General features: G+C 40.3%; 13 protein-coding genes, 1 tRNA gene, 2 pseudogenes and 1 riboswitch. Of the genes and pseudogenes, 5 read left to right on the top strand and 11 right to left on the bottom strand.

Translation table 11 applies throughout. The features are described from left to right. Positions 1 to 242: 242 nt before the first annotated feature. Positions 243 to 7,805 (bottom strand): GBS Bsp-like repeat-containing protein, encoded by a 7,563-nt coding sequence (locus tag DW059_RS07280; RefSeq protein ID WP_158552078.1) that lies wholly within the window; start codon positions 7,803 to 7,805, stop codon positions 243 to 245. A gap of 256 nt (positions 7,806 to 8,061) precedes the next feature. After that, positions 8,062 to 8,161: riboswitch (TPP riboswitch) on the top strand. A gap of 34 nt (positions 8,162 to 8,195) precedes the next feature. On the opposite strand from DW059_RS07280, the gene thiT reads away from it, so the two are divergent. Further along, positions 8,196 to 8,852: an energy-coupled thiamine transporter ThiT gene (gene thiT, locus DW059_RS07275; RefSeq protein ID WP_117698327.1), complete on the top strand. Its 657-nt coding sequence runs from the start codon at positions 8,196 to 8,198 to the stop codon at positions 8,850 to 8,852. A gap of 181 nt (positions 8,853 to 9,033) precedes the next feature. Here the strand turns inward: thiT and DW059_RS17585 are convergent. Beyond that, a pseudogene (locus DW059_RS17585) lies at positions 9,034 to 10,406 on the bottom strand (sodium-dependent transporter). A 383-nt stretch (positions 10,407 to 10,789) separates the two neighbouring features. Here DW059_RS17585 and DW059_RS07265 point away from each other — a divergent pair. The 3 genes and pseudogenes from DW059_RS07265 to DW059_RS07260 all read left to right on the top strand — a co-directional run bounded on the left by DW059_RS07265 (position 10,790) and on the right by DW059_RS07260 (position 11,910). After that, positions 10,790 to 11,257, top strand: coding sequence for an Hsp20/alpha crystallin family protein (locus DW059_RS07265; protein ID WP_117698326.1), 468 nt, complete (start codon positions 10,790 to 10,792; stop codon positions 11,255 to 11,257). 56 nt (positions 11,258 to 11,313) lie between these two features. Further along, complete coding sequence (locus DW059_RS16735; protein ID WP_255415056.1) at positions 11,314 to 11,439, top strand: hypothetical protein; 126 nt, start codon at positions 11,314 to 11,316, stop codon at positions 11,437 to 11,439. A gap of 31 nt (positions 11,440 to 11,470) precedes the next feature. Next, a pseudogene (locus DW059_RS07260) lies at positions 11,471 to 11,910 on the top strand (Hsp20/alpha crystallin family protein). A 104-nt stretch (positions 11,911 to 12,014) separates the two neighbouring features. On the opposite strand, the gene DW059_RS07255 reads toward DW059_RS07260, so the two are convergent. Both DW059_RS07255 and DW059_RS07250 read right to left on the bottom strand, forming a co-directional pair. After that, entirely contained in the window at positions 12,015 to 12,488 is a 474-nt protein-coding gene (locus DW059_RS07255) for a methylglyoxal synthase (protein WP_117698371.1), read from the bottom strand. A gap of 217 nt (positions 12,489 to 12,705) precedes the next feature. Beyond that, a tRNA-Pro gene (locus DW059_RS07250) sits at positions 12,706 to 12,779 on the bottom strand. A 168-nt stretch (positions 12,780 to 12,947) separates the two neighbouring features. Here DW059_RS07250 and DW059_RS07245 point away from each other — a divergent pair. Beyond that, on the top strand, positions 12,948 to 15,269 hold the full coding sequence (locus tag DW059_RS07245) for a diguanylate cyclase domain-containing protein (protein ID WP_117698325.1): 2,322 nt from the start codon (positions 12,948 to 12,950) through the stop codon (positions 15,267 to 15,269). Positions 15,270 to 15,348: 79 nt separating this feature from the next. Here DW059_RS07245 and DW059_RS15900 read toward each other — a convergent pair whose 3' ends face one another. From DW059_RS15900 to DW059_RS07220, 7 genes are all read right to left on the bottom strand, one after another. Further along, a complete protein-coding gene (locus DW059_RS15900; RefSeq protein ID WP_156454671.1) occupies positions 15,349 to 15,486 on the bottom strand; it encodes a hypothetical protein in 138 nt (45 codons plus the stop codon). 70 nt (positions 15,487 to 15,556) lie between these two features. Next, positions 15,557 to 16,672 (bottom strand): 3-dehydroquinate synthase, encoded by a 1,116-nt coding sequence (aroB, locus tag DW059_RS07240; protein WP_117698324.1) that lies wholly within the window; start codon positions 16,670 to 16,672, stop codon positions 15,557 to 15,559. 127 nt (positions 16,673 to 16,799) lie between these two features. Beyond that, positions 16,800 to 17,699 carry an NAD-dependent epimerase/dehydratase family protein gene (locus DW059_RS07235; protein WP_117698323.1) on the bottom strand — a complete coding sequence of 300 codons (900 nt, stop codon included), beginning with the start codon at positions 17,697 to 17,699 and terminating at the stop codon, positions 16,800 to 16,802. 39 nt (positions 17,700 to 17,738) lie between these two features. Further along, positions 17,739 to 18,200, bottom strand: a complete 462-nt coding sequence (locus DW059_RS07230) for a GNAT family N-acetyltransferase (RefSeq protein ID WP_117698322.1) — start codon at positions 18,198 to 18,200, stop codon at positions 17,739 to 17,741. A gap of 84 nt (positions 18,201 to 18,284) precedes the next feature. Further along, complete coding sequence (locus tag DW059_RS07225) at positions 18,285 to 18,764, bottom strand: hypothetical protein (RefSeq protein WP_147326032.1); 480 nt, start codon at positions 18,762 to 18,764, stop codon at positions 18,285 to 18,287. 75 nt (positions 18,765 to 18,839) lie between these two features. Further along, positions 18,840 to 19,007 (bottom strand): hypothetical protein, encoded by a 168-nt coding sequence (locus DW059_RS15895; protein WP_156454672.1) that lies wholly within the window; start codon positions 19,005 to 19,007, stop codon positions 18,840 to 18,842. Between the two features lie 473 nt (positions 19,008 to 19,480). Then, positions 19,481 to 20,018 (bottom strand): IS3 family transposase (locus DW059_RS07220; protein WP_117698321.1); only part of this gene is annotated, 538 nt, incomplete at its 5' end.

Genomic DNA, 20,018 nt, shown 5'->3' with positions numbered 1-20,018 from the left:
TTCGTTCCTCTTGTTTTTCTGAATCAATACAATTTCAACGCTTATTTTACGTTTTTAGTATAAGAGATTTATTTTTGGATTACAATTGTTAAGCCCTGGTTTTATGCGTATTTATTGTATTTTTTTACATACTTATAGTCATCAGGCAATACATAGCCATCTTTCGCCTTATAAAGTCGAAAAATCAAGAGACGGAATAAAACTATTCCATCCCTTGATTTATATTATTCTCACAATATTTTTTATTCTTTCCAATCTGCACAGCCCATGTAGTAATTGTAATACACTCGCAAATCTTCTTTTTCAGATTTATCAGTATAATCCTTGTATATACACTTACTTTCCGAATGCATACTAGAACTTTCCAATTTATTTTCTAAATCCCAATTATATATGCTTGCTTCATTCCCACCCAAGACACCTGCTTCATTTATACTCTGTAATTTAGGCAATGCACTACCATGAGTTGTACTCTTATTTCCAGCATATCCAAATTTTTGTTTTACTGCTATACTTCGTCTATAATAATAATCGTAATTATAAAATTTATGATGAGGATTTCCAAACTTGGTTTCTGTAATGGCTGCATACTGCATGTCATATCCTCCACCATTTACATAAATTTGCGCATAATAGATACCCCTATTAGCATTATGATTTCGAATATCTACATGTACGATAAATGTATCTCCATCAACTCTAGTAGCTTCATACCATGCTATATCTGACTGATCTGCTTTTGTCCATACCGGAGTTATAATGGATGTCACAAAACTTGGCACTTGGTCAATCAAAATGTCAAACGTTCCTGTCACGATATCTTTATTCTGAATTAATACATTAAAGGATATCTGTGGGCGTACAATTTCAAAAGTTGTTGTAACGGCACCCTTATAGTCACCTATACCAGTAATCGTTACATATGCTGTTCCAACTGCCATATTATTACGATAAGATAGTTTATAGTCTACATTTTCCTCTAACTTCTTTCTGCCATCCTTTACAACAACTGGTGGTGTCTGTAGATTTCCATTGTAATTTAAGGATGCAACCGTAAGAACCGTACAGTTGTCAATGCTCTTTTCTTTAATTGCAAACGTTACAACTTTCTCACCAGAATATACTCCCATACCGGAAATGATTACCCTGGCAGTTCCCACATTTCTATTGTTACTGTAGCTTACCGTATAATCAACATCTTCTGTTAATACCTTGCTTCCCATCTTAACGACCGGAACCGGCTTATAAGTCTGTCCGGTATACTGCTCTGAAGCAGGGATTCCGGTAACTGTTGCTTTGGATAAACTGTTGCTGATTTTGAATTTCTTAACAATTGTTCCGGTATAATACTGGGTCAGCGGACGCACAGTAATGGATGCATCGCCTGCCAGCTCATTATTTGCATACGTTGTTTCATAATCTTCATTCAGCGTTAAGGTATTGCCACCACATGCCACATGGATAGGCGGACATATCGGGCTTCCGGTATAAAGCTGTTCCGGAACACTGTCAATAATTGCATCCTCAAGGCTTGCCACAATATTGAAGTAAACGCGCTTGGTCTCATCATAGTTGCCAAGTCCTTTAATTACTACCCATGACTCTCCGGCTCTTAAGTTGTTGCCATTGACAACCTGATAATCCTTCCCTTCTACCAAAAGCTTTCCATTGTCATAAATCGTCAGTGCCGGGCGGATGTAATTGCCGGTATACTTCTGATCTGGGATTGCTTCTGCCACAGCATTTCCAATATCATGCTTGGTAATCTTATAGTATACCGTAATGCTGTCTTTGTAGTTACCGCTTTCGGTTGCAGTTACCGTTGCACTTGCGGTTCCGATTGCAGTGTTGTTCTCATAAGTTACTTCATACTGGGAAGAATCAATGGTTAATCCGGTAGAAGTATCTTTTAAAGTAAGTACCGGTTTAATCTCGCTTCCGGTATAATCTACGTTATCGGTTCCGGTAATCTCAATATCTGCAGAAGTAAGTGACTTTCTTGCAATCTGATATGGATATACTGCTGTTCCTACATATCCGGTCTGGTCATTTTCCGTACCAACGATTCCAACATATACTGTTCCAGCATGAATCAGGTCAATGGCACTTGCTTCCGTCGTACAATCTTTATCAATATAGTATTTTACGATGTAATCTTCGTTTTCTGTCAGATAGCTTCCGGTCTTATTGAACTTCACCTGAATGTTCTTCGGCTTGGTATCAAGACCGTTATATACAGTATCGGAAATTCCGGTTACCGTTAAAGTATCATTGGAAAGTAAGGTACCGATGGTAAACTTCTCAATTCGTGTTCCACTGTAGTTACCCTGTCCGGTTACTTTAATCCATGCGGTTCCCACCTGACTGTTATTGGTAGAATATTCATAAGTAAAGTCTGTTCCATTTACCAGTGCTACAATTCCATTTTCCGAATTATCTTTCAGGCTGATATTCGGTGTATAAGTAATCCCCTGAATATAAGGATAGTTCCGGTTTGCCGGGTCAAATCCTGTATCAGAAGCATCGGATAACGCCGCACTGATATTTTCAGAAGAAAGATCCCTTGCCAGAATAGAGAACGGAATTGTCTTGCTTCCGGTATAGTTGGTGGTATCCTTCGGAGTAATCTGAACAAACGGTCCGGAAGTTCCATTTGCATCTTTTACAGCTTCATTGTTAAAGTAAGCTGCCGTATAATCTACATTGCGAACCAGCGGTTCTGCACTGGTGGATGTCATGTAAACATTTAATTCCGGTTCATACTTGGTTTTTAACGGTACATACTGTGGATCTTCTATTTTAGAGTATACTAAATCCTCAACATTTTTCTTTAAAATGTTAAACTCTACCGTTGCAGTTCCGGTACAGCTTGCCACACCGTGGATTGCTGCATATGGTGCATTTGCCCCGCCGGCGTTCGCTGCATTGATATTATTGCGATACTCATCCACTACATAATCTGTGTCTAACGTAAGGGTCTGTTCTTTGTTATTTTCATCATTAAATGTTAATTTAATTTCAGGCTCCTGTGCCTCACCATTGTAGGTTACGTCATCAATTGTCTTGCTTACCGTAGACAAATCACGTTTTGTAATAGTAAAGGTCTTAGTCAGTGTTCCCTTGTAATTGCCCTTACCGATTACAGTAATGGTTTCGGTTGCACCTGCCGGTGCACTGGATGGATTATCTGCATCCGTCTGGTAATATACGCTATAGTTTGCCGGGTCAATTACTTCTGAACCGCCAATCTTCTTAATGACCAGAGAATCCGGTTTAATCAGCTTACCGGTATAAACATAGCTGTCCGCAATTCCGGTAATCTCATAATCTTCCATATGGATGGAATCAATGGTAAATGCTTTCGCCTTGGTGGTTCCCATCAGTTTACCGTTTGCTGTTGCCTGAATGACTACACATGGTCCGTTCTCGCCATTTGCTGCCGCAACTGCAGTATTCTTACGATAAGTTACCGTATAATCTTTTCCTTCTTCCAAGGTATCAAAGGTAGAACCGGTTAATGCATATTTCACAACCGGAACCGGTCTGATTTCCTGTCCGGTATAGGAGAATACATCTCCACCTAAGTCAATGCTTAAATCATCACTGCCCAGATCGTATTTAATCGCAAACTTCGCTGATTTTTCACCACTGAAATAAGTTCCGGTTCCCTCAATCGTTACGGTCGGGTCAGTCAGTGAAACAGATTTACCATTTACAATGCTCTTAATGTTGTAGTCTGTTCCAAGTGCCAAAGTCTTGCCATCACATACTACAGTCATATTTTCAATTGGCTGTGTGGTTGTATTGTATTCGCTTCCAATATATTTCTGTGCCGGAATCGTAATCTCAGCATCTTCAATTTTACCGGTAATTGCAAAATTCGCAACATAGCTGCCTACCCAGTGATTCTTCTCAATTCCGGTAATGAGTACACTGGCCTGCCCTGGAACAGTATTATTTCTATAAGACACGCTGTAATGTGTTCCCTCTATCAGACGTTCCTGGGTATCGCTGCCTTTTACATACACGGTAACGGTAGGTTTCATTCCGCCGGATGCTGCCTGTGCCTTATCATACTCAATGGTATCATAGCTTAACTTCACTTCAATCTGGTCAGCAGAATTATTCATATCTCCATCATAGTAGAAGTAACTATTCTTGGTTCCCTTAAAGTTACCGGTTCCTTCAATGGTAATATCCTGCTGTCCTACTTTAAATTTATCTACCTGGGTCGGAGTATAGGTATAATCTACGCCAGGCTGCAGTGTATATGAATATTCTCCAATTCCGGACTCATTCGGAAAACTCTGTGTTACTGTGAAATCCGGAATATTCTTTTTAAAAATGTAACTCATTCCCTGTAAAGATACGCCTACACCATCAATACTCTTCCGCTGAATAATAAACTGATTAGAGCCTGCAATCTTATCTGCAGTATAATCTGCACTTTCCAGCACACCGGTGTAATTTCCGATACCCTGGATTCTTACATAAGTTGTTCCTGCATTGGTCTTCTCGGCTGCTGTTGCAACATTCTGGAAATCTGCATCAGAATATACCTCAAACTGATAATCCTTATTTGTAGATAATATGCTGGAAGAATCTCCATAGCTTACTTTTACGGAAGGAGTCAGTACTTTATTGGCATAAACCGGACTATTTACATCTACCCGGAGTTTGCTTAATTCGTTGATATCCTTCTGATTAATGGTATAGCTTACGGTTGTTGTTCCTGTATAGTTGCTGTTTTCTGCCGCCTTTAAGGTCAGAGTTGCAATTCCCGCATTGATTGCATTTTCACTGCTTTCAATACTGTATTCCTTATCGGTCAGAATATAGCCATTGGTGGTAGGGTACTGTAATACAACACCATCTCCGTCTGCGGTAGTAGAAATTACAACTTTCTGCTCAATTCCATTATATGTATAAGTTCCATTTACTCTTGCATTCAGTTCAGATATATCTTTCTTTGCAATGACTGCATATCCGGAAATATCTCCATAATACTGACCCTTGCCGGATACTACGAAGTAAATCGTCCCCGCATTGATAAATGCCTCATTTGTCTCAGAGCTTACAACATTCTTATGTGCTGCATCACTATAGAAGGAAATGCTATAGGACGACGGATCCGGAATTGCATCCATCATTTTTGTCTCAATTGCCTGAATCATTTCATCCTTATGGGAATTGCGGTTATAGGTTCCACCGGAAATATTAAATGCCGGCACAACGGTCGCAATATTTGCTCCAATAAAGAATGTGGTTGTTGCGGTTCCGGTATAATTCTTACCGTCTACTGCTTTGATTCTGACATATACTTTTCCGGAATTCTTATGTTCTGAAACCTGTTTACATAATTCATCGTCATAATATCCTTCAACTTCATAATCCACGCCTGCAACCAGTACACGGTTTCCATCAGATACACTGATACCCGGCTCCACTGCTTCTCCGGTATAACCGCAGTTGCTTGCAGTTACGGTCAGCGTGCTCATGTTCTTTGGTGTGATTTTATAAGAAGTACGGATACTTCCGCCTAAATTAGCATAAGTTCCAAGACCGCTGATTAATACATAATAAGTACCTGCGTCCACCGGCTCTGCAATGACCTTCTTGTATGCAGAATCCGTAAAATAAGTAACCTTAAAGTCTTCGCCCTGTACCAGGCCTTTGGCGCCGTTATTATCAGTAATACGGATTGCCGGTACCTGCATGCTGCCATTGTATTCAAAGGTAACCTGTGTCGGATCATAGTTTGCAGAACCTGCAACGATATTACACTCGCATTCATTTAACTTTCTTGGCACAATACTGAAGGTTCCACGGTTCACGCCACCTTCTGCCAGTGCATAATCTCCAGTCAGTCTGATATAAGCCTTTGCATTGTTGGTTCCAATTTCGATATTATCTTCACAGGAAACCACTTCTACATACTGGCTGTCCAATGTGACATTTTTACTACCTTCGGTATAATAAACGGTAATATTTGCAGGATCCGGCACAACAGCACTACCGGTATAAGTCTGGTCTGTAATTACAATATCTGTCGGGCTGATGTTCTTTGGCTTAATCATATAAGTATATACTCTTTCGCCTCCGGCATAGTTACTGCCATCCAGACCAGTTATCTTAAGATAATAGGTTGCTGCATGAATCAGTTCCTGTATGCCCGTAGTGTCTTCCTTATCGTCTGCCGGTTCAGTACATTCCGGATCACGATAAACAGCATAGTCAAAATCCGTTCCTTTTTTCAAAGCATTCCCCTCATCATCGGTTGCTGTCAGGGATAATACTTTGCTCTTGCCGTCAAAGAAGCTGGAATAACTGGTATCTTTATTAATGACACCTGCTTCTGTTCCGTTGATTGCCAGTTTAAAGGTACATTTATCTAAAGATTTTGCTACAATATCAAAATAAATCGGCTCTGCCTTGGTTCCAAGGTCTCCTTCGTAGTAATCCAGTCCGGTTACCTTCACATAATATCTTCCAATAGAAGTCGGTTCAGATACAGTCTTGGTATACTCCGCATCTTTATAATAAGTAATCTTATATCTGGAATCACTGATAACATCACCGGATGTATTGGAGACGGTAATGTTTGGCACATTTTTCTTGCCATTGTATTCCAGTTCATTTTTATCCAATACTGCTTTACCAAGCTTGTCATAGATCTCAAAGTTGATAAATGCGTTTCCGGTTAAGTTGCCGGTTCCGGTAATAATCAGGTTATTGGTTCCGGTCTGTCCTGCAGTAGTTTCATTTCGGTATGCCACGTTGTAGTTGCCGGCAGGAATCTCCACGCCATTCAACTTCACTACTACCTCATTGGTCATATCCGGTTTACTATTCTTTACATAATAATATTTATCACTCTTTAAGGAAACACTGATGCCTGCTGCACTTAAATCTGCCTTGCCAATCAGGAAATTAAAGGTCTTGCTGCCCCGGTACAGAGAAGAAGAATTCGCTGTTACTGTCATCTTCGCTGTTCCGGCATTCGTATTGTCTGCCCAGCTGGTAGTATAGTCAGACGACTGGATTCCTGCGGAGTTCTGGCTGTCAACCAGTGTAAATTCCGGTTTCTGCGCAGTTCCTGTATAAGTAGAATCACTCAGTCCATTTGAAACAGTTACAGAATCTGCCCCAATATTATAATAAATATTGTAACGGTTTTCTGCAATTGTTCCGGAAAATGTATAGTTACTGCTGCTCTTTAATACAATCTTAAAGGAATGTGTTCCAACAGAAGTATTGCTTCCTGCAGTATATTCTACGTTGTAATCATCAGAAGAAAGGTTCACCATGGTAGATGTACCGCTTACAATACCATACACACCGGTAATCGTCGGCAATACATCACCTCCGGTATAATAAACATATCCGTCTTCACCGGTTCCTTCCACTCCTTTATAATTAACACCGATATAGCTTAACTTCTGCTGTGCAATCGTAAAGCTCTTGGTGGTCTGCCATCTGTGGCTGTCTCCGATACCAACGATATCAATATATGCTGTTCCTGCGCTGGTATTATTACGGTAATAAACGGAATAATCCTCTTTTTCCTTTAATGTCACTCCGTCAATCTGAACTGCAACCGCCGGTTTGACCTCCTGTCCGGTATAGGTATAAGTATCATTTCCCGTTGCAGTCGCTCCATTTGCATCTGCTCCTAATGTAATGCTTCCATTGCTTGGAAATGCATCCGCCGCCTCTGCCGGTATTGCCGGAAGAACGCCTGCAATCATACAAACACTTAAAACTAATACCAGTATTCTTTTTCCAACATCCTTGTACTTACGCATAGAACCTCTCCTTGTTGCTTGTTGTTTCCTCATCTTTTTATCTTTACTATATTCCTTTTGCTTTTCAGATTCAAGAGTAACCCTTTTTTCTAAAAAAGCGCAGAAAAAGACACTTCTAAACCTTTTATCGACCGGAAGTTACTTTTTCTTTATATTTTCCAGCGGATTTTTTCATTTTTTAGAAAATCTTTTTCAGAAAATTAACACTTGACATTTTATACTACCACTGTTACCATTACAAACTGAAAACAAAACATCGCTTTGCTAGGGGCGCCTTTGGCTGAGAAACGTATCTGCGTTGACCCTTATTACTTGAACCGGATAATACCGGCGTAAGGAAGCACATAGTTCAACCTCCTGGCAGAGTATCATCTTTAAGGAGGATTTTTTATGTCAATTTTTGCAACATACGACGGCTCATCTTACCAGCTTACCACCGCAGGTTTTACAGCCCTCGTTATCATCATGATTGCCATTCTTCTGATTGGCTGTGCTATCTTCGGTGGAAAGAAGAAATTCAGTGCAAAGCAGCTTGCATTTTCAGCTATGGCAATTGCCCTTGCCATGGTAACTTCCATGATTAAACTTTTCGATATGCCAATGGGCGGTTCCGTTACTTTACTGAGCATGTTATTCATCGTTCTGATTGGTTACTGGTACGGTCTGGGTGCCGGCTTAACCGCAGCTTTTGCTTACGGAATTCTGCAGTTAGTCGTTGACCCTTACATCATCAGTGTTCCACAGATGTTAGTGGACTACCTCTTCGCCTTTGGTGCATTAGGACTTTCCGGACTTTTCAGCAAATCCAAACATGGACTTATCAAAGGTTATATCGCTGGTGTATTAGGCCGATACTTCTTCGCATTCCTTTCCGGCTGGATTTTCTTCGGCATGTATGCTCCGGAAGAATTCCCGAATGCAGTGGTATACTCTCTTGCTTACAACGGTGCATACCTTGGTGCAGAAGCACTTATTACATTAATCATTATCTGTCTGCCACCAGTCCAGAAGGCATTGAATGCCGTTAAGAATATGGCAAATTCATAATATGGTTCTGTCCAAAAAGAGCGTCTTTCCTAATTAGGAAAGAACGCTCTTTTTGATTACGCGAGTAGCGAGAAAAATCGCATGCTTGCATGCAGATTTGACGAGCACCGCGATAACTCGAGAAACTCGCAAAGCGTGTTTCTCGTAGTTGCATTTCTGTATTTTCTTAATTTGTCATTCATTACATCTGAATCCATCCAAAAGCATTTGCTATGGAACTGATTAAAATAATCGCTGCAAAGATCGGACAAAGGTATTTTATCATCACCGTAAATATCTTTTTCCTGCGGAACGGGTTGCCGCCCCGGGTTACTTCTTCTTCAATCCGCTGCACTCCCACCACTCTTGATACCAGAAGGCAGGTTGCAATAGCTGCAATCGGCATCATCACGGAGTTCGTCAGGAAATCAAAGAAATCAAGAATCTGCATTCCGATAATTTTTACATTCGCCAATGGTCCATATCCCAGTGTAGAAAGACTTCCCAAAAGAAGCATTACAATACCGACAATTACCGTTGCTTTCCGTCTTTCCCAGCCCAGTTCATCTTCAAAAGTCGATACTGCACTTTCCGTTAATGCAATAGAACTTGTTATTGCTGCAAACAGCACCAGTACAAAAAACAAAATTCCGACTCCGGTTCCAAGTCCCATGCTGTCAAATACTTTTGGAATCGTAATAAACATCAATGATGGCCCCGCCTGCAGTGTTTCCGGATTTCCACCGGAAAATGCAAAGACTGCCGGAATAATCATCAGCCTGCCATCATGGCAATCGCTGTATCGAAGATTTCCACGTTCTTCGTGGACTCCTCAATAGAAACTTCCTTCTTCATATAAGAACCAAAAGTAATGAGAATTCCCATGGCAATGGACAGGGAATAAAACATCTGTCCCATGGCTGTTACTACCGTCATCCAGGAAAAATTTTCAAAATTTGGAATCAGAAAATATTTAACTCCTTTTAATGCTCCCGGTCTGCTTACGGAATAAACCGTTATTAATATAGAAAGAACAACCAGCACCGGCATCATAAATCTGGATACCCGCTCAATACCATTCCGGACGCCGGCAAAGATAATCCCCAGCGTAAATACCGCAAAAAAAGCAAAGCAGATTTCTGTGGAAAGCCCGCTGGAAATGAAATCGGAAAAATATCCATCCGATGCAAGTTTACTGCCATTTCCCCTGATATATTCCACCAGATATTTCATTACCCAGCCGCCAATTACAGAATAATATGGCACGATTAAAACCGGAATAATCGCATTTATCCAGCCACCGAAAGAGAGCCAGCGGGATTTTCCAAAGGTATGATATGCTCCCACCGGGCTCTTCTTCGTCATTCTTCCGATAGAAGTCTCCGCCATAATCATTGTATATCCAAAAGTCAATGCAAGTATAATATAAATCAGCAGAAAGATTCCTCCCCCATACTTTGCCGCAAGATATGGGAATCTCCATATGTTTCCCAGTCCCACAGAAGCGCCTGCTGCTGATAATACAAACCCTATCTTCCCCGAAAATGTACTTCTTTTCTCATTCTGTGTCTTCATTTTGTTTTTTCTCCTAAACTCATAATTTCCATGACGCAAAGTTATAGAAATCATAACACAGTCTCATAGTTCCTGCAATATTCTTTCCTTTTTATCATGCTACCCCTTATTCCCCCCTATATTTCTGCATTATATCTCCATATATTTCATTTGTTTTTACAGTGCATTTCCATGTTTTTTTCTTTGTTTTTGCACAATTTGTGTTTTTTCACAAATTTTTCACAATTTTATTAGTACTCACCTATTGACAGTGCTAATAATTGGTGCTATAACGTAGTCAGAACAAAGGAGAGGAACAAAAAAAGAGTTCCTAAAACATCCCGGTTCCAAAGAAACAAGGTAAACAAGCATAAAATGATTTATTAAAAAAGGAGAGATGACTTATGTTGATGCCTAGTATTTTTGGAGAGAATTTATTTGATGACTTCTTTGAGGATTTTCCATGGATGGACGATAACATGGATATGAAAAAAACTGAGAAAAAACTTTACGGTCGTAGAGCCGCACGTCTGATGAAGACAGATATCAAGGAACAAGATAATGGTTATGAACTGGTAATCGATTTACCTGGATTTAAGAAAGACGAAGTAAGTGCTTCCTTAGAGAACGGTTACCTTACCATCAGCGCTGCCAAAGGCCTGGATGAAAAAAATGAGGATAAGAAATCCGGCAGATATATCCGTAAGGAACGTTATTCCGGAGCCTGCAGCCGAAGCTTTTATGTGGGTGATGGCATTACCGAAGAGGATATCAAAGGCGAATTTAAACATGGTATTTTAAAACTCTTCGTTCCGAAGAAAGAAGCAAAACCTGCAGTAGAAGACCACAAATATATTGCAATTGAAGGATAATTTCAGACATTGTATTTCAGATATCTGATGATGTAAAAGAAAGGAAGCATGTTATTATGTCAGATAAAAATCCAAAACATCCATTAAAGAAGAAGAAAGTAAAAGCAAAAATTAATGTAGCCGACCATGAGGCTGTTGAAGAAGCCAGAGAAGCTCACAGAAATAAAAAACATTATTATTAATTACAACAATTATTTTCAGGAGGAATGACTTATGTTAGTACCAAGTATTTTTTCAAACAACTTTGTAGATGATATATTCGATGATGTATTTCCATTTGGAGCTTACAATGCTCCTGCAACAGACAACCGTGCTGCCATGAACACTGACGTTAAGGAATTTGACGACAGATATGAACTGGAATTTGAACTTCCAGGTTTTAAGAAAGAAGATATCCAGGCTGAGCTGAAAGACGGATACCTCATCGTCAATGCCAAACACCAGGACAACAAGGACGAAAAAGACAAAGATGGCAAATATATCCGTAAAGAACGTTACTATGGCTCTTACCAGCGTAGTTCTATGTCGGAGATGGCGTTACTCAGGATGACATCAAAGGCGGTTTTGAAAATGGTATCCTGACTCTGACCGTTCCGAAGAAAGAAGTAAAACCTGCTGTGGAAGAAAAGAAATATATTTCCATTGAGGGATAATACCAGGATAATTAAAAGGAAAAAGGGGCGGTGTGAGTATTCACACCGCCTCTCCTTTTTATGTGAGAAACACGCTTTGCGTGTTTCTCGTAGTTTAGCTGACATTACTTTATCGTCGATGCCCGCTGTCTGATATTCTTATTAAAATTAATCACATTGTGATTATATTCTTCATCCATCAACTCGGAATGAATCATAAAATCTGCAGTTGCCTTATTATTTGCAATCGGGATGTCATATACCTGTGCAATACGAAGCAGCGCTTTTACATCCGGGTCATGAGGTGCTGCAGTAAGCGGATCTGAAAAGAAAATCACGAAGTCTACTTTTCCCTCTACTATCTTAGCACCAATCTGCTGGTCTCCGCCCAGCGGACCGCTGTTATAGCCTTTTACCGGCAGTCCCGTCTGGTCTGTAATCATTTTTGCCGTTGTTCCGGTTCCACAAAGGAAATGCTTCTTTAAAATTTCTACATTGTCTTTGCACCACTGGATCAGTTCTGCTTTCTTTCCATCATGGGCAATCAATGCAATATTTTTCTGTTTTCCGATTGTCAAAGTAAGAAAATCCGGTTCCATACTCATATTGTGTCTTCTCCTTTATTGTATTATTTTCCAACCTTTTCATTTATCAAGTGAAAATCAACTCCTGATAAACAATTGCAGCTCGCCAATCACGCTTATATATTGACTTGCTTACGTTCATTATAACATGACAAGATGATTCCAGACAATATTGGGGTAGAAATCTTCATATAAAAAACGAGTACACTTAACAGTGTACTCGTTTTTTTCGTCGATGCGACAGGATTTGAACCTGCGACCTCTGCGTCCCGAACGCAGCGCTCTACCAAGCTGAGCCACGCATCGTTATTCAGTTCTTTCACACGCTCAACTATATTAGCATATATCACATTTTTTGTCCAGTAATATTTTTATTTTCTTTTCTACTTAATCGTTTTATGTTATACTTAAGTCAATCATAAGAACGGCTTTTACAATGCCGAAGCAACTTTTTTTACCAGAGAAAGGCACATTATGGAGAACAACCAGAGACCAACAATTGCAATTATGTTAGGTGACACCCAGTCCAGCTACTCAGAAGACTTACTTCGAGGCTTCTATACCTGTGCCAGAGAAGAAGATATCAATATTATTTTTCTGATGGGACCTCAGATGCCACAATATTGTAAAGATATTTTATCCTGCAGTTTTGACGGGGACTATAATTATCAGTTTGATACGATTTATGATTATGTGCATTTTACCAAACCAGATGCACTCATTATTACCTATGGTTCTCTTTCTATTTTTAAAAGCAACCAGGTAAAGGCAGACTTTCTTTCCCATTATAAAGATATTCCATTTCTGATGTTAGAGGACACACCGGACGATTCTGACATTCCATACCTGATTGCTGACAACTACAACGGCATGCGGCAATGTATCGAACATCTTGTGAATGTCCATGGCTATCGTAAGATTGCTTTTGTAGCAGGACCAGCTAACAACAAAGACTCCAATGAACGACTGAAAGCCTACCGCGATGTTATGGCGGAACATCAGCTTCCGGTCACGAATGATATGGTCGTCTATGGCAACTACTCAGAGCTTGTCACCGAGCAGGTGGAATATATTCTAGACCACAACCCGGAATTAGAGGCAATTGCTTTTGCAAATGATAATATGGCAAAGGCAGGATACCGCGTCTGTGCTGCAAGAGACCTTTTGGTGGGACATGACATTGCCATTACCGGTTTTGACGACATTGACCACGCAAAAACCATGGAGCCACCACTGACCAGTGTTTCCCACAGCAGCTTCCAGTTCAGCTACCAGGCATTACAGAATGCGCTTATGCTCTGTCAGGGAAAGAAGCCACAATCCTGCCGGATGTCAGCCATTTTTCACCAGAGAAGCTCCTGCGGCTGCCAGCTGCACACCGGCTTTACCACACTGTGTCATATCAGCATGGAGCAGCTGCACGATTTTATACACCAGCAGGTCGATGCTATGGCTGAGGAATTATTCTCTTCCATTTCATACGAAAAAGATCGTAATTACTATATCGAAGTTCTACATGCATATTTTGAAAATATATATGAAGAAATCTTTATCCGGAAGGGAACTGACTTCTCCAACGAGCCTCTGATTCGTTATCTGAGAAAGCTTACTGCATATCCCCATATTTCCGGAGAAATGCTCCTAGAGCAACTTACTTCATTACTCCGTACACTGATTAACTTCTCGGAGGAAGAACTGCTGCAGACACAGCTTTCCGGCATTTTATCCTTTACCCAGCAATACGTTCATTCTGCGGATGTCTTCCAGCTAGAAAAAGAAATCATGGATTCTAACCGGAAAGCCTGGTTTGTACCTTCCTTTACAAGAGATTTGATTAACTCCGGTGCCAATTTCAAAGAAACGATTACACATATCATGGAGCGGCTGCATCTGATGAATGTCAAAAGTTCCTTCTTTTTCTTCTTTGACAAACCGGTCATTCATCAGGAAAATGAGCTTGCAGAGTATCCGGACGAAATCTATCTGGCAGCATATTACCATGATGAAAAATCAGTCTACCATGAACCGAGCAAACGTCCAAAAGTAACGACTGCCAATGGATTTTCCAGTTTTCTTCCAAAGGAACACAGCCACTGCTATACATCATTTATCCTCTTTTCCGGAGATGAACAGTTCGGTCTGCTGCTTTGCGAAGTGGAACAGAAAGATATTTCCTTTATGCAGATTTGCAGCCTCCAGATTGGTGCACTCCTGCATTTTATCCAGTTAAATGCCAGCGAACGCCAGATTCAGAAAGAATTGCAGGATTCCATGAAAGTCATTCAGGAGCAGAACAGCATCTTAAGTTATATCTCTGAATATGACGATTTAAGCCAGCTTTTGAACCGCCGTGGATTTATGGAACGGGCATCCCATGCAATTGAATCCAATTTCGGCAAAAAAGCTTATCTTCTTTTTGGTGACTTGGATCACTTAAAGGAAATCAACGACTGCTTCTCCCATCTTGCCGGGGATTTTGCGTTACGCACAGTATCCGAACGGCTGCGTAAATGCCTGCCAAAGGATGCCATTACTGCAAGACTGGGCGGTGACGAATTTGTTTCCTTTATTTTAACCGATATACCGGATTTCAAGGAGCAGCTTTTAAAGAATCTGAAAGCAGAGAGCGATGCTTTTAATGCCGTATGCGATAAACCTTTTTATGTAGAAATCTCTGTCGGCATCTACGACTTCTACTGTAATCCGCAGATGGACTTAACAGACATTCTCAAGCACTCTGATGCAATCCTCTACGAGGAGAAAGCAAAACGTCGCAGCAGCATCAAGAAAGTCTGATTTCGTATCATCCTTCCGAAGGAAAGAATATATATGACATATATAAATGCCGGATGGTAAACCACCCGGCATTCTTTCATTATTCGTCCATTCCCCATTTGTCTTTCATGTACTCTTTTCCGAATCCAGAGCCAATATTTTCATTGATTCTGCGTCCGAAACAGGCATAAAATCCAATCATTGCGGCGAATATCAGAATTCCAATAAATATAACCATAGTAAGCACCCTCCCTGCGTCACTTTGTTTTTCCAAGTATAACATAAGCCACCCGGAATGTCATCTTTTTCTATTTCATATTCATAATAATCTCTCTTGCAACGGCTTCTTCCACCGGTGTAGCAAATACGCCTTCCTCAAACTCTACGATTCCACCGATTCCTTTCTCTACAACGAAACGGAGTTTTCCGTCCCGGACTTTCTTATCCGTATATAATTTCTTAACCAGGGCTTCCCGGTCAATGTATTCCGGAATCTCTACCGGCAGCTTCGCTTTCTCTAACAGATTCTTTACTGCTGTTTTTTCTTCTTCTGTCATGTAACCAAGTCGGTGTGCCAGTTCTGTCATCGCTACCATTCCAACGGAAAGTGCTTCTCCATGAAGCAGTCTATAGTCACTGACTGTCTCAATGGCACGTCCTACCGTATGTCCTAGATTCAAGATTTCTCTTAAGCCCTGCTCTTTTTCATCCTTCATTACCACAGCATATTTAATCTGGCAGTTCTTCTTTGCGATGTATTCACAGGCTTCTCTGTCTCCCGCAAAAATATCTTCCATATGTTTTTCCAGAAATTCAAACATTTCCTTATCTGCCATACAGGCATGCTTGATTGTCTCTGCCATACCACTGGATAACTGTCGCTGTGGCAGTGTTTTCCATGCTGCAATGTCAAGATATACTTTCTCCGGCTGGTTAAAAAGTCCAATCAGATTCGTTGCCAGTGGTGTGTCTACTGCGGTTTTTCCACCAACAGATGCATCTGCCGCCGCCAAAAGTGTCGTAGCATAGTTAATGAATGGCACTCCTCTGCCATAGGTTCCTGCCAGAAATCCAGACAAATCCGTCACTACACCGCCGCCCACGGCAATGATGCAGCAGTCTCTCCGAAAGCCAGCCTCAAGCATAGCATCTTCGACCTCTTCTTTGGTTTTTCTGGTCTTACTGGTTTCTCCTGCTGCAAAGACAAACTCCTTTGCCTGATAACCTGCTTCCTGCAACAATGTTACAATGTGATCTGCATAAAGTTCCTTTACAGTGCTATCAGTAATTACTGCAAATTTCTTAATCTTTCCAACCAGACCGTTTTTTAAATCTTCTATTAACCGGTTCTCAAGCTGGTAGCCTATCTCGATTTCGTAACTGTCATCAACTACCTTCTTCAATTCTACCTGAAATACACTCATGTTTTTCTCCGTTCTATCCTGTGTCTTGTAAATCTGCGCCTGTCACAGATTTTTATTTCGTTTATTATACTATTTTGCTCTTTTCTCTGCAACCACAGGAGCTCTAATCGAAAGAAATTCCCTGTTTTTATACCAGATGTTCCTCTATGTATGCAAGATATGGTTTCTTATTTACCTTATCCTGATTTACCACATACCAGTCATAAGCTTCTTTTAATCCATCCGCCAGTGGCTTCGTCCCACTCATAAGTGCAAGCTGTTTCGCAACGTCCAGTGCATATTCATAATTATAAAAGCTGAAATAATTACGCTGCTCTTCCTCCGCTGTAACTTCCACAAACTCTGCCTGCTTTCCTGCCGCCTGATAGCACAGAGTTACCCAGTCACGAATGGATATGCTTTCTTTATTTCCAACATTGAAAATATGCTGCTCCGGTTGTTTTTCCACCAGAATATCTATAAATCTGCACAAATCCTCCACATGAAAAAATTGCAGCTTCATGCCGCCCTCCTGTGGCAGATAAAATTTCCGGTTTTCCAGTGCACAGTCAAATACAAAGGCTTCCCGGTAAACATTATTCATTGGTCCATATAAATAAGGCGGTCTAAGAATGTATGCTTTCGGATATCTCTCCATCAGTGCTGCTTCAGCCGCTATTTTATTTGTTCCATATGCACCCCAGTGTACATTTTCTGCAAGCTGCATTTCTTCCGTAAATGGTGCCGGCGCATATTCTGGATATACGGCACTTGAACTTATAAGGACATAATCTTCGTAACTTTCCAATGCATTCAGCAAGTCCTCCACATCTTCCCTGGTATATGCGGTATCAATTACCAGGTCAAAATGCAGTCCCTGCAGTGCATCACCGATCGCATGCCGGTCTGCCTGAATCAGTTTTACAGCCGCCGACTGCAGTCTGGTGTTTCGATTTAACACATAAACCTCATCACCTTTTGCCACATAATGCTCTGCAATAAATCGACTCACAAATACAGTGCCACCAGTTACCAAGATTTTTCTCATACTTGTCCTCCTTGTGCATGGGTTTCTATGAAATTTTTATTATTCCCGCTCTATTGTTAAAACCATACATTCTTTAGATTCGGTAAATCCGCAGGCATGATACAAGGCTCTGCCACTCTCCGTTGTATCCAGAATCAGTTCTGTCACGCCACGCAATTTGGCTTCATTTATCAGAAGTTCCATCATATGGCGGGCAATCCCCTGTCCACGATAGTCCTTCTTTGTATATACATTCATAATATGTCCACGTTTTCCGGTAGGATGGGCAAATGTCGGCATGACCTCAATATAGCTGACCGACGCACAGCCAACTACTTTTCTTCCATCCATTGCCAGAATTGTCGTCTGATTACCATCTTCAAAATACAGTCTGCTGCTGTCGACCAGATTATCCGGAAATGTATAATCCTCTGACAAATCATTTACTTCCCGCAGCATCTCCAGCCGGGTACTCATCAGATTCTCCATATCTCTTCGTGACGCATTCATATATGTTATCATAATCATTCCTCCAGGTCGCATTTTTTCTGTCTTCTTCGTACAGCAGTATCATATCACAGAACGGAGGAAATAATACTTAATTTTTTATGATTCTTTGATTTCCATATAAAATGTCACATTCTTACAATCATATCCTACGAACTTCAGTCGATTTTTTCCCTCTTTCAACTGAATAGAATAGGTAGTCAGTTCATTCACTTCAGAATCCGGCGTACATTCCACCACCGTTGACACATTTCCATCCTCATCAATCTGCACCAGCTTTGCTTTTCCTTCATCCAGCGTAAACACAAGCGTTATATCTACCCACGTCGCGCTGCTGCAATTCGCTTCCCAGAGTGTCTCCCTGCCATCAAATTTTCCAACGGTGTATGTCACATTATTTCCATAATTATTCAATACACTATTTGTTTTAGCATACCGGTCCCCACCCTCTGCTATCTGAATATCTGAATCGTACTGCTCTTTTGCAAATTTATTATTACAGCCAGTAAGCAATAGCCCCATAACTAAAATACATACTATGCCAAATCTTTTCATTTTCCCTGTAATCTTGTTTTTCATTCTATTTTTAATCTTCCTTTTCATTTACACTTCCTTTGCGTTCTCTCTTCTTTTCCGTTCACTCTTCCTCTTCATTCACTCTTCTCTATCACCGATTGCATGAACAACGCAGGCAAATCCCGCAACCATCGAAAATAAAATAGCTCCTCCCATTGAATTGTCCAAAAAATCCCCCATAAAGAAACCTACAATTCCCGCAAGTACCATAATACAAACTGCATCCACTGCTTTAAATTTTCTCATAAAAATACCTCCGTTTTTTGCGCTCTTCTTGTTTTTAACTTCTATTTACCCACAACAATTTACATATCATATTATACTTATTATTGTTTCGCATGTATATAGCTTATCTTTAGCTTTCTTTTATGAATTACTTTTTGACTTTCTTTTTTAATGAAATAAAGACGAAGGGATTCAAAAATGCTGTTAAAAATAGATGAACGCCAAAATATCAACTCCACGATGTTGTTTTGCCGAACACTTTTAAACGTTATTCCCATGTTTCTTTCCTCCATGTCATAATTTTTAATACAATAACTATTGAAACAAAAGCTGAGAAAAAGAAATGCTACAATTAAAAAATGCAGTCATTCCTTTTTCTCTATACATTTATTCTGTTGTTTCAACCTCTTCCTGCGGTGTCACATCATATATGATGTGACCCCAAAAAGTTAGACTTTTAAGCGTAGCAGTTTTTATTGGCTGCTACGCTGTTTTTATGCAGCCAAGAGGCTAAGCCTGTATTGCACAGGACTCATCCATCCTAGTTTTTCTTTTATTCGTTGTTCGTTATAATACTTTATATATCGTTCTATTTCCGATTTCAATTCTTCATAGCTATAATAAACTACACCATAATAGATTTCTTGTTTTAATAGTCCGAAGAAATTTTCCATCACTGAATTATCGTGACAATTTCCCTTTCTAGACATACTCTGAAATATTCGTTCTCCTTTAAGGCGATATGAGTATGCTTTCATTTGATATGCCCATCCTTGATCCGAATGGAAGGTTCTTCGATAGGGACAATCAGATGTTACTTCTATTGCTTTTTCTAGAGCATCCATTACATTCTTGGTAGACGGGCGTTTATCAATACCAAAGCTTAGTATCTCTCCATTACACATATCCATAAATGTATCCAGATAAAGTTTGTGCATAGTCATATGTCCTTTAACATCAACTTCATAGTATTTAAACTCTGTTGTATCTGTGGTGATCTTCTGATGAGGTATATGTGTGTTAAAGCGTCTG

Origin of the sequence: Roseburia sp. AF42-8, assembly GCF_003435965.1 — a bacterium.
In the GTDB taxonomy this organism is placed as follows: Bacteria; Bacillota; Clostridia; order Lachnospirales; family Lachnospiraceae; genus Roseburia_C; species Roseburia_C amylophila.
The sequence above is the reverse complement of the archived record's forward strand: the minus strand, read 5'-3'. Positions and strand labels throughout refer to the sequence as shown.

Bases quoted from the DNA above. Each gene is read 5' to 3' on its own strand.
- aroB (WP_117698324.1), bottom strand. From the start codon at position 16,672: ATGAGTGTATTTCAGGTAGAATTGAAGAAGGTAGTTGATGACAGTTAC.
- thiT (WP_117698327.1), top strand. From the start codon at position 8,196: ATGTCAATTTTTGCAACATACGACGGCTCATCTTACCAGCTTACCACC.
- DW059_RS07265 (WP_117698326.1), top strand. From the start codon at position 10,790: ATGTTGATGCCTAGTATTTTTGGAGAGAATTTATTTGATGACTTCTTT.
- DW059_RS16735 (WP_255415056.1), top strand. From the start codon at position 11,314: ATGTCAGATAAAAATCCAAAACATCCATTAAAGAAGAAGAAAGTAAAA.
- DW059_RS07235 (WP_117698323.1), bottom strand. From the start codon at position 17,699: ATGAGAAAAATCTTGGTAACTGGTGGCACTGTATTTGTGAGTCGATTT.
- DW059_RS07245 (WP_117698325.1), top strand. From the start codon at position 12,948: ATGGAGAACAACCAGAGACCAACAATTGCAATTATGTTAGGTGACACC.
- DW059_RS15895 (WP_156454672.1), bottom strand. From the start codon at position 19,007: ATGAGAAAATTTAAAGCAGTGGATGCAGTTTGTATTATGGTACTTGCG.
- DW059_RS07280 (WP_158552078.1), bottom strand. From the start codon at position 7,805: ATGCGTAAGTACAAGGATGTTGGAAAAAGAATACTGGTATTAGTTTTA.
- DW059_RS07225 (WP_147326032.1), bottom strand. From the start codon at position 18,764: ATGAAAAACAAGATTACAGGGAAAATGAAAAGATTTGGCATAGTATGT.
- DW059_RS07230 (WP_117698322.1), bottom strand. From the start codon at position 18,200: ATGATAACATATATGAATGCGTCACGAAGAGATATGGAGAATCTGATG.
- DW059_RS07255 (WP_117698371.1), bottom strand. From the start codon at position 12,488: ATGGAACCGGATTTTCTTACTTTGACAATCGGAAAACAGAAAAATATT.
- DW059_RS15900 (WP_156454671.1), bottom strand. From the start codon at position 15,486: ATGGTTATATTTATTGGAATTCTGATATTCGCCGCAATGATTGGATTT.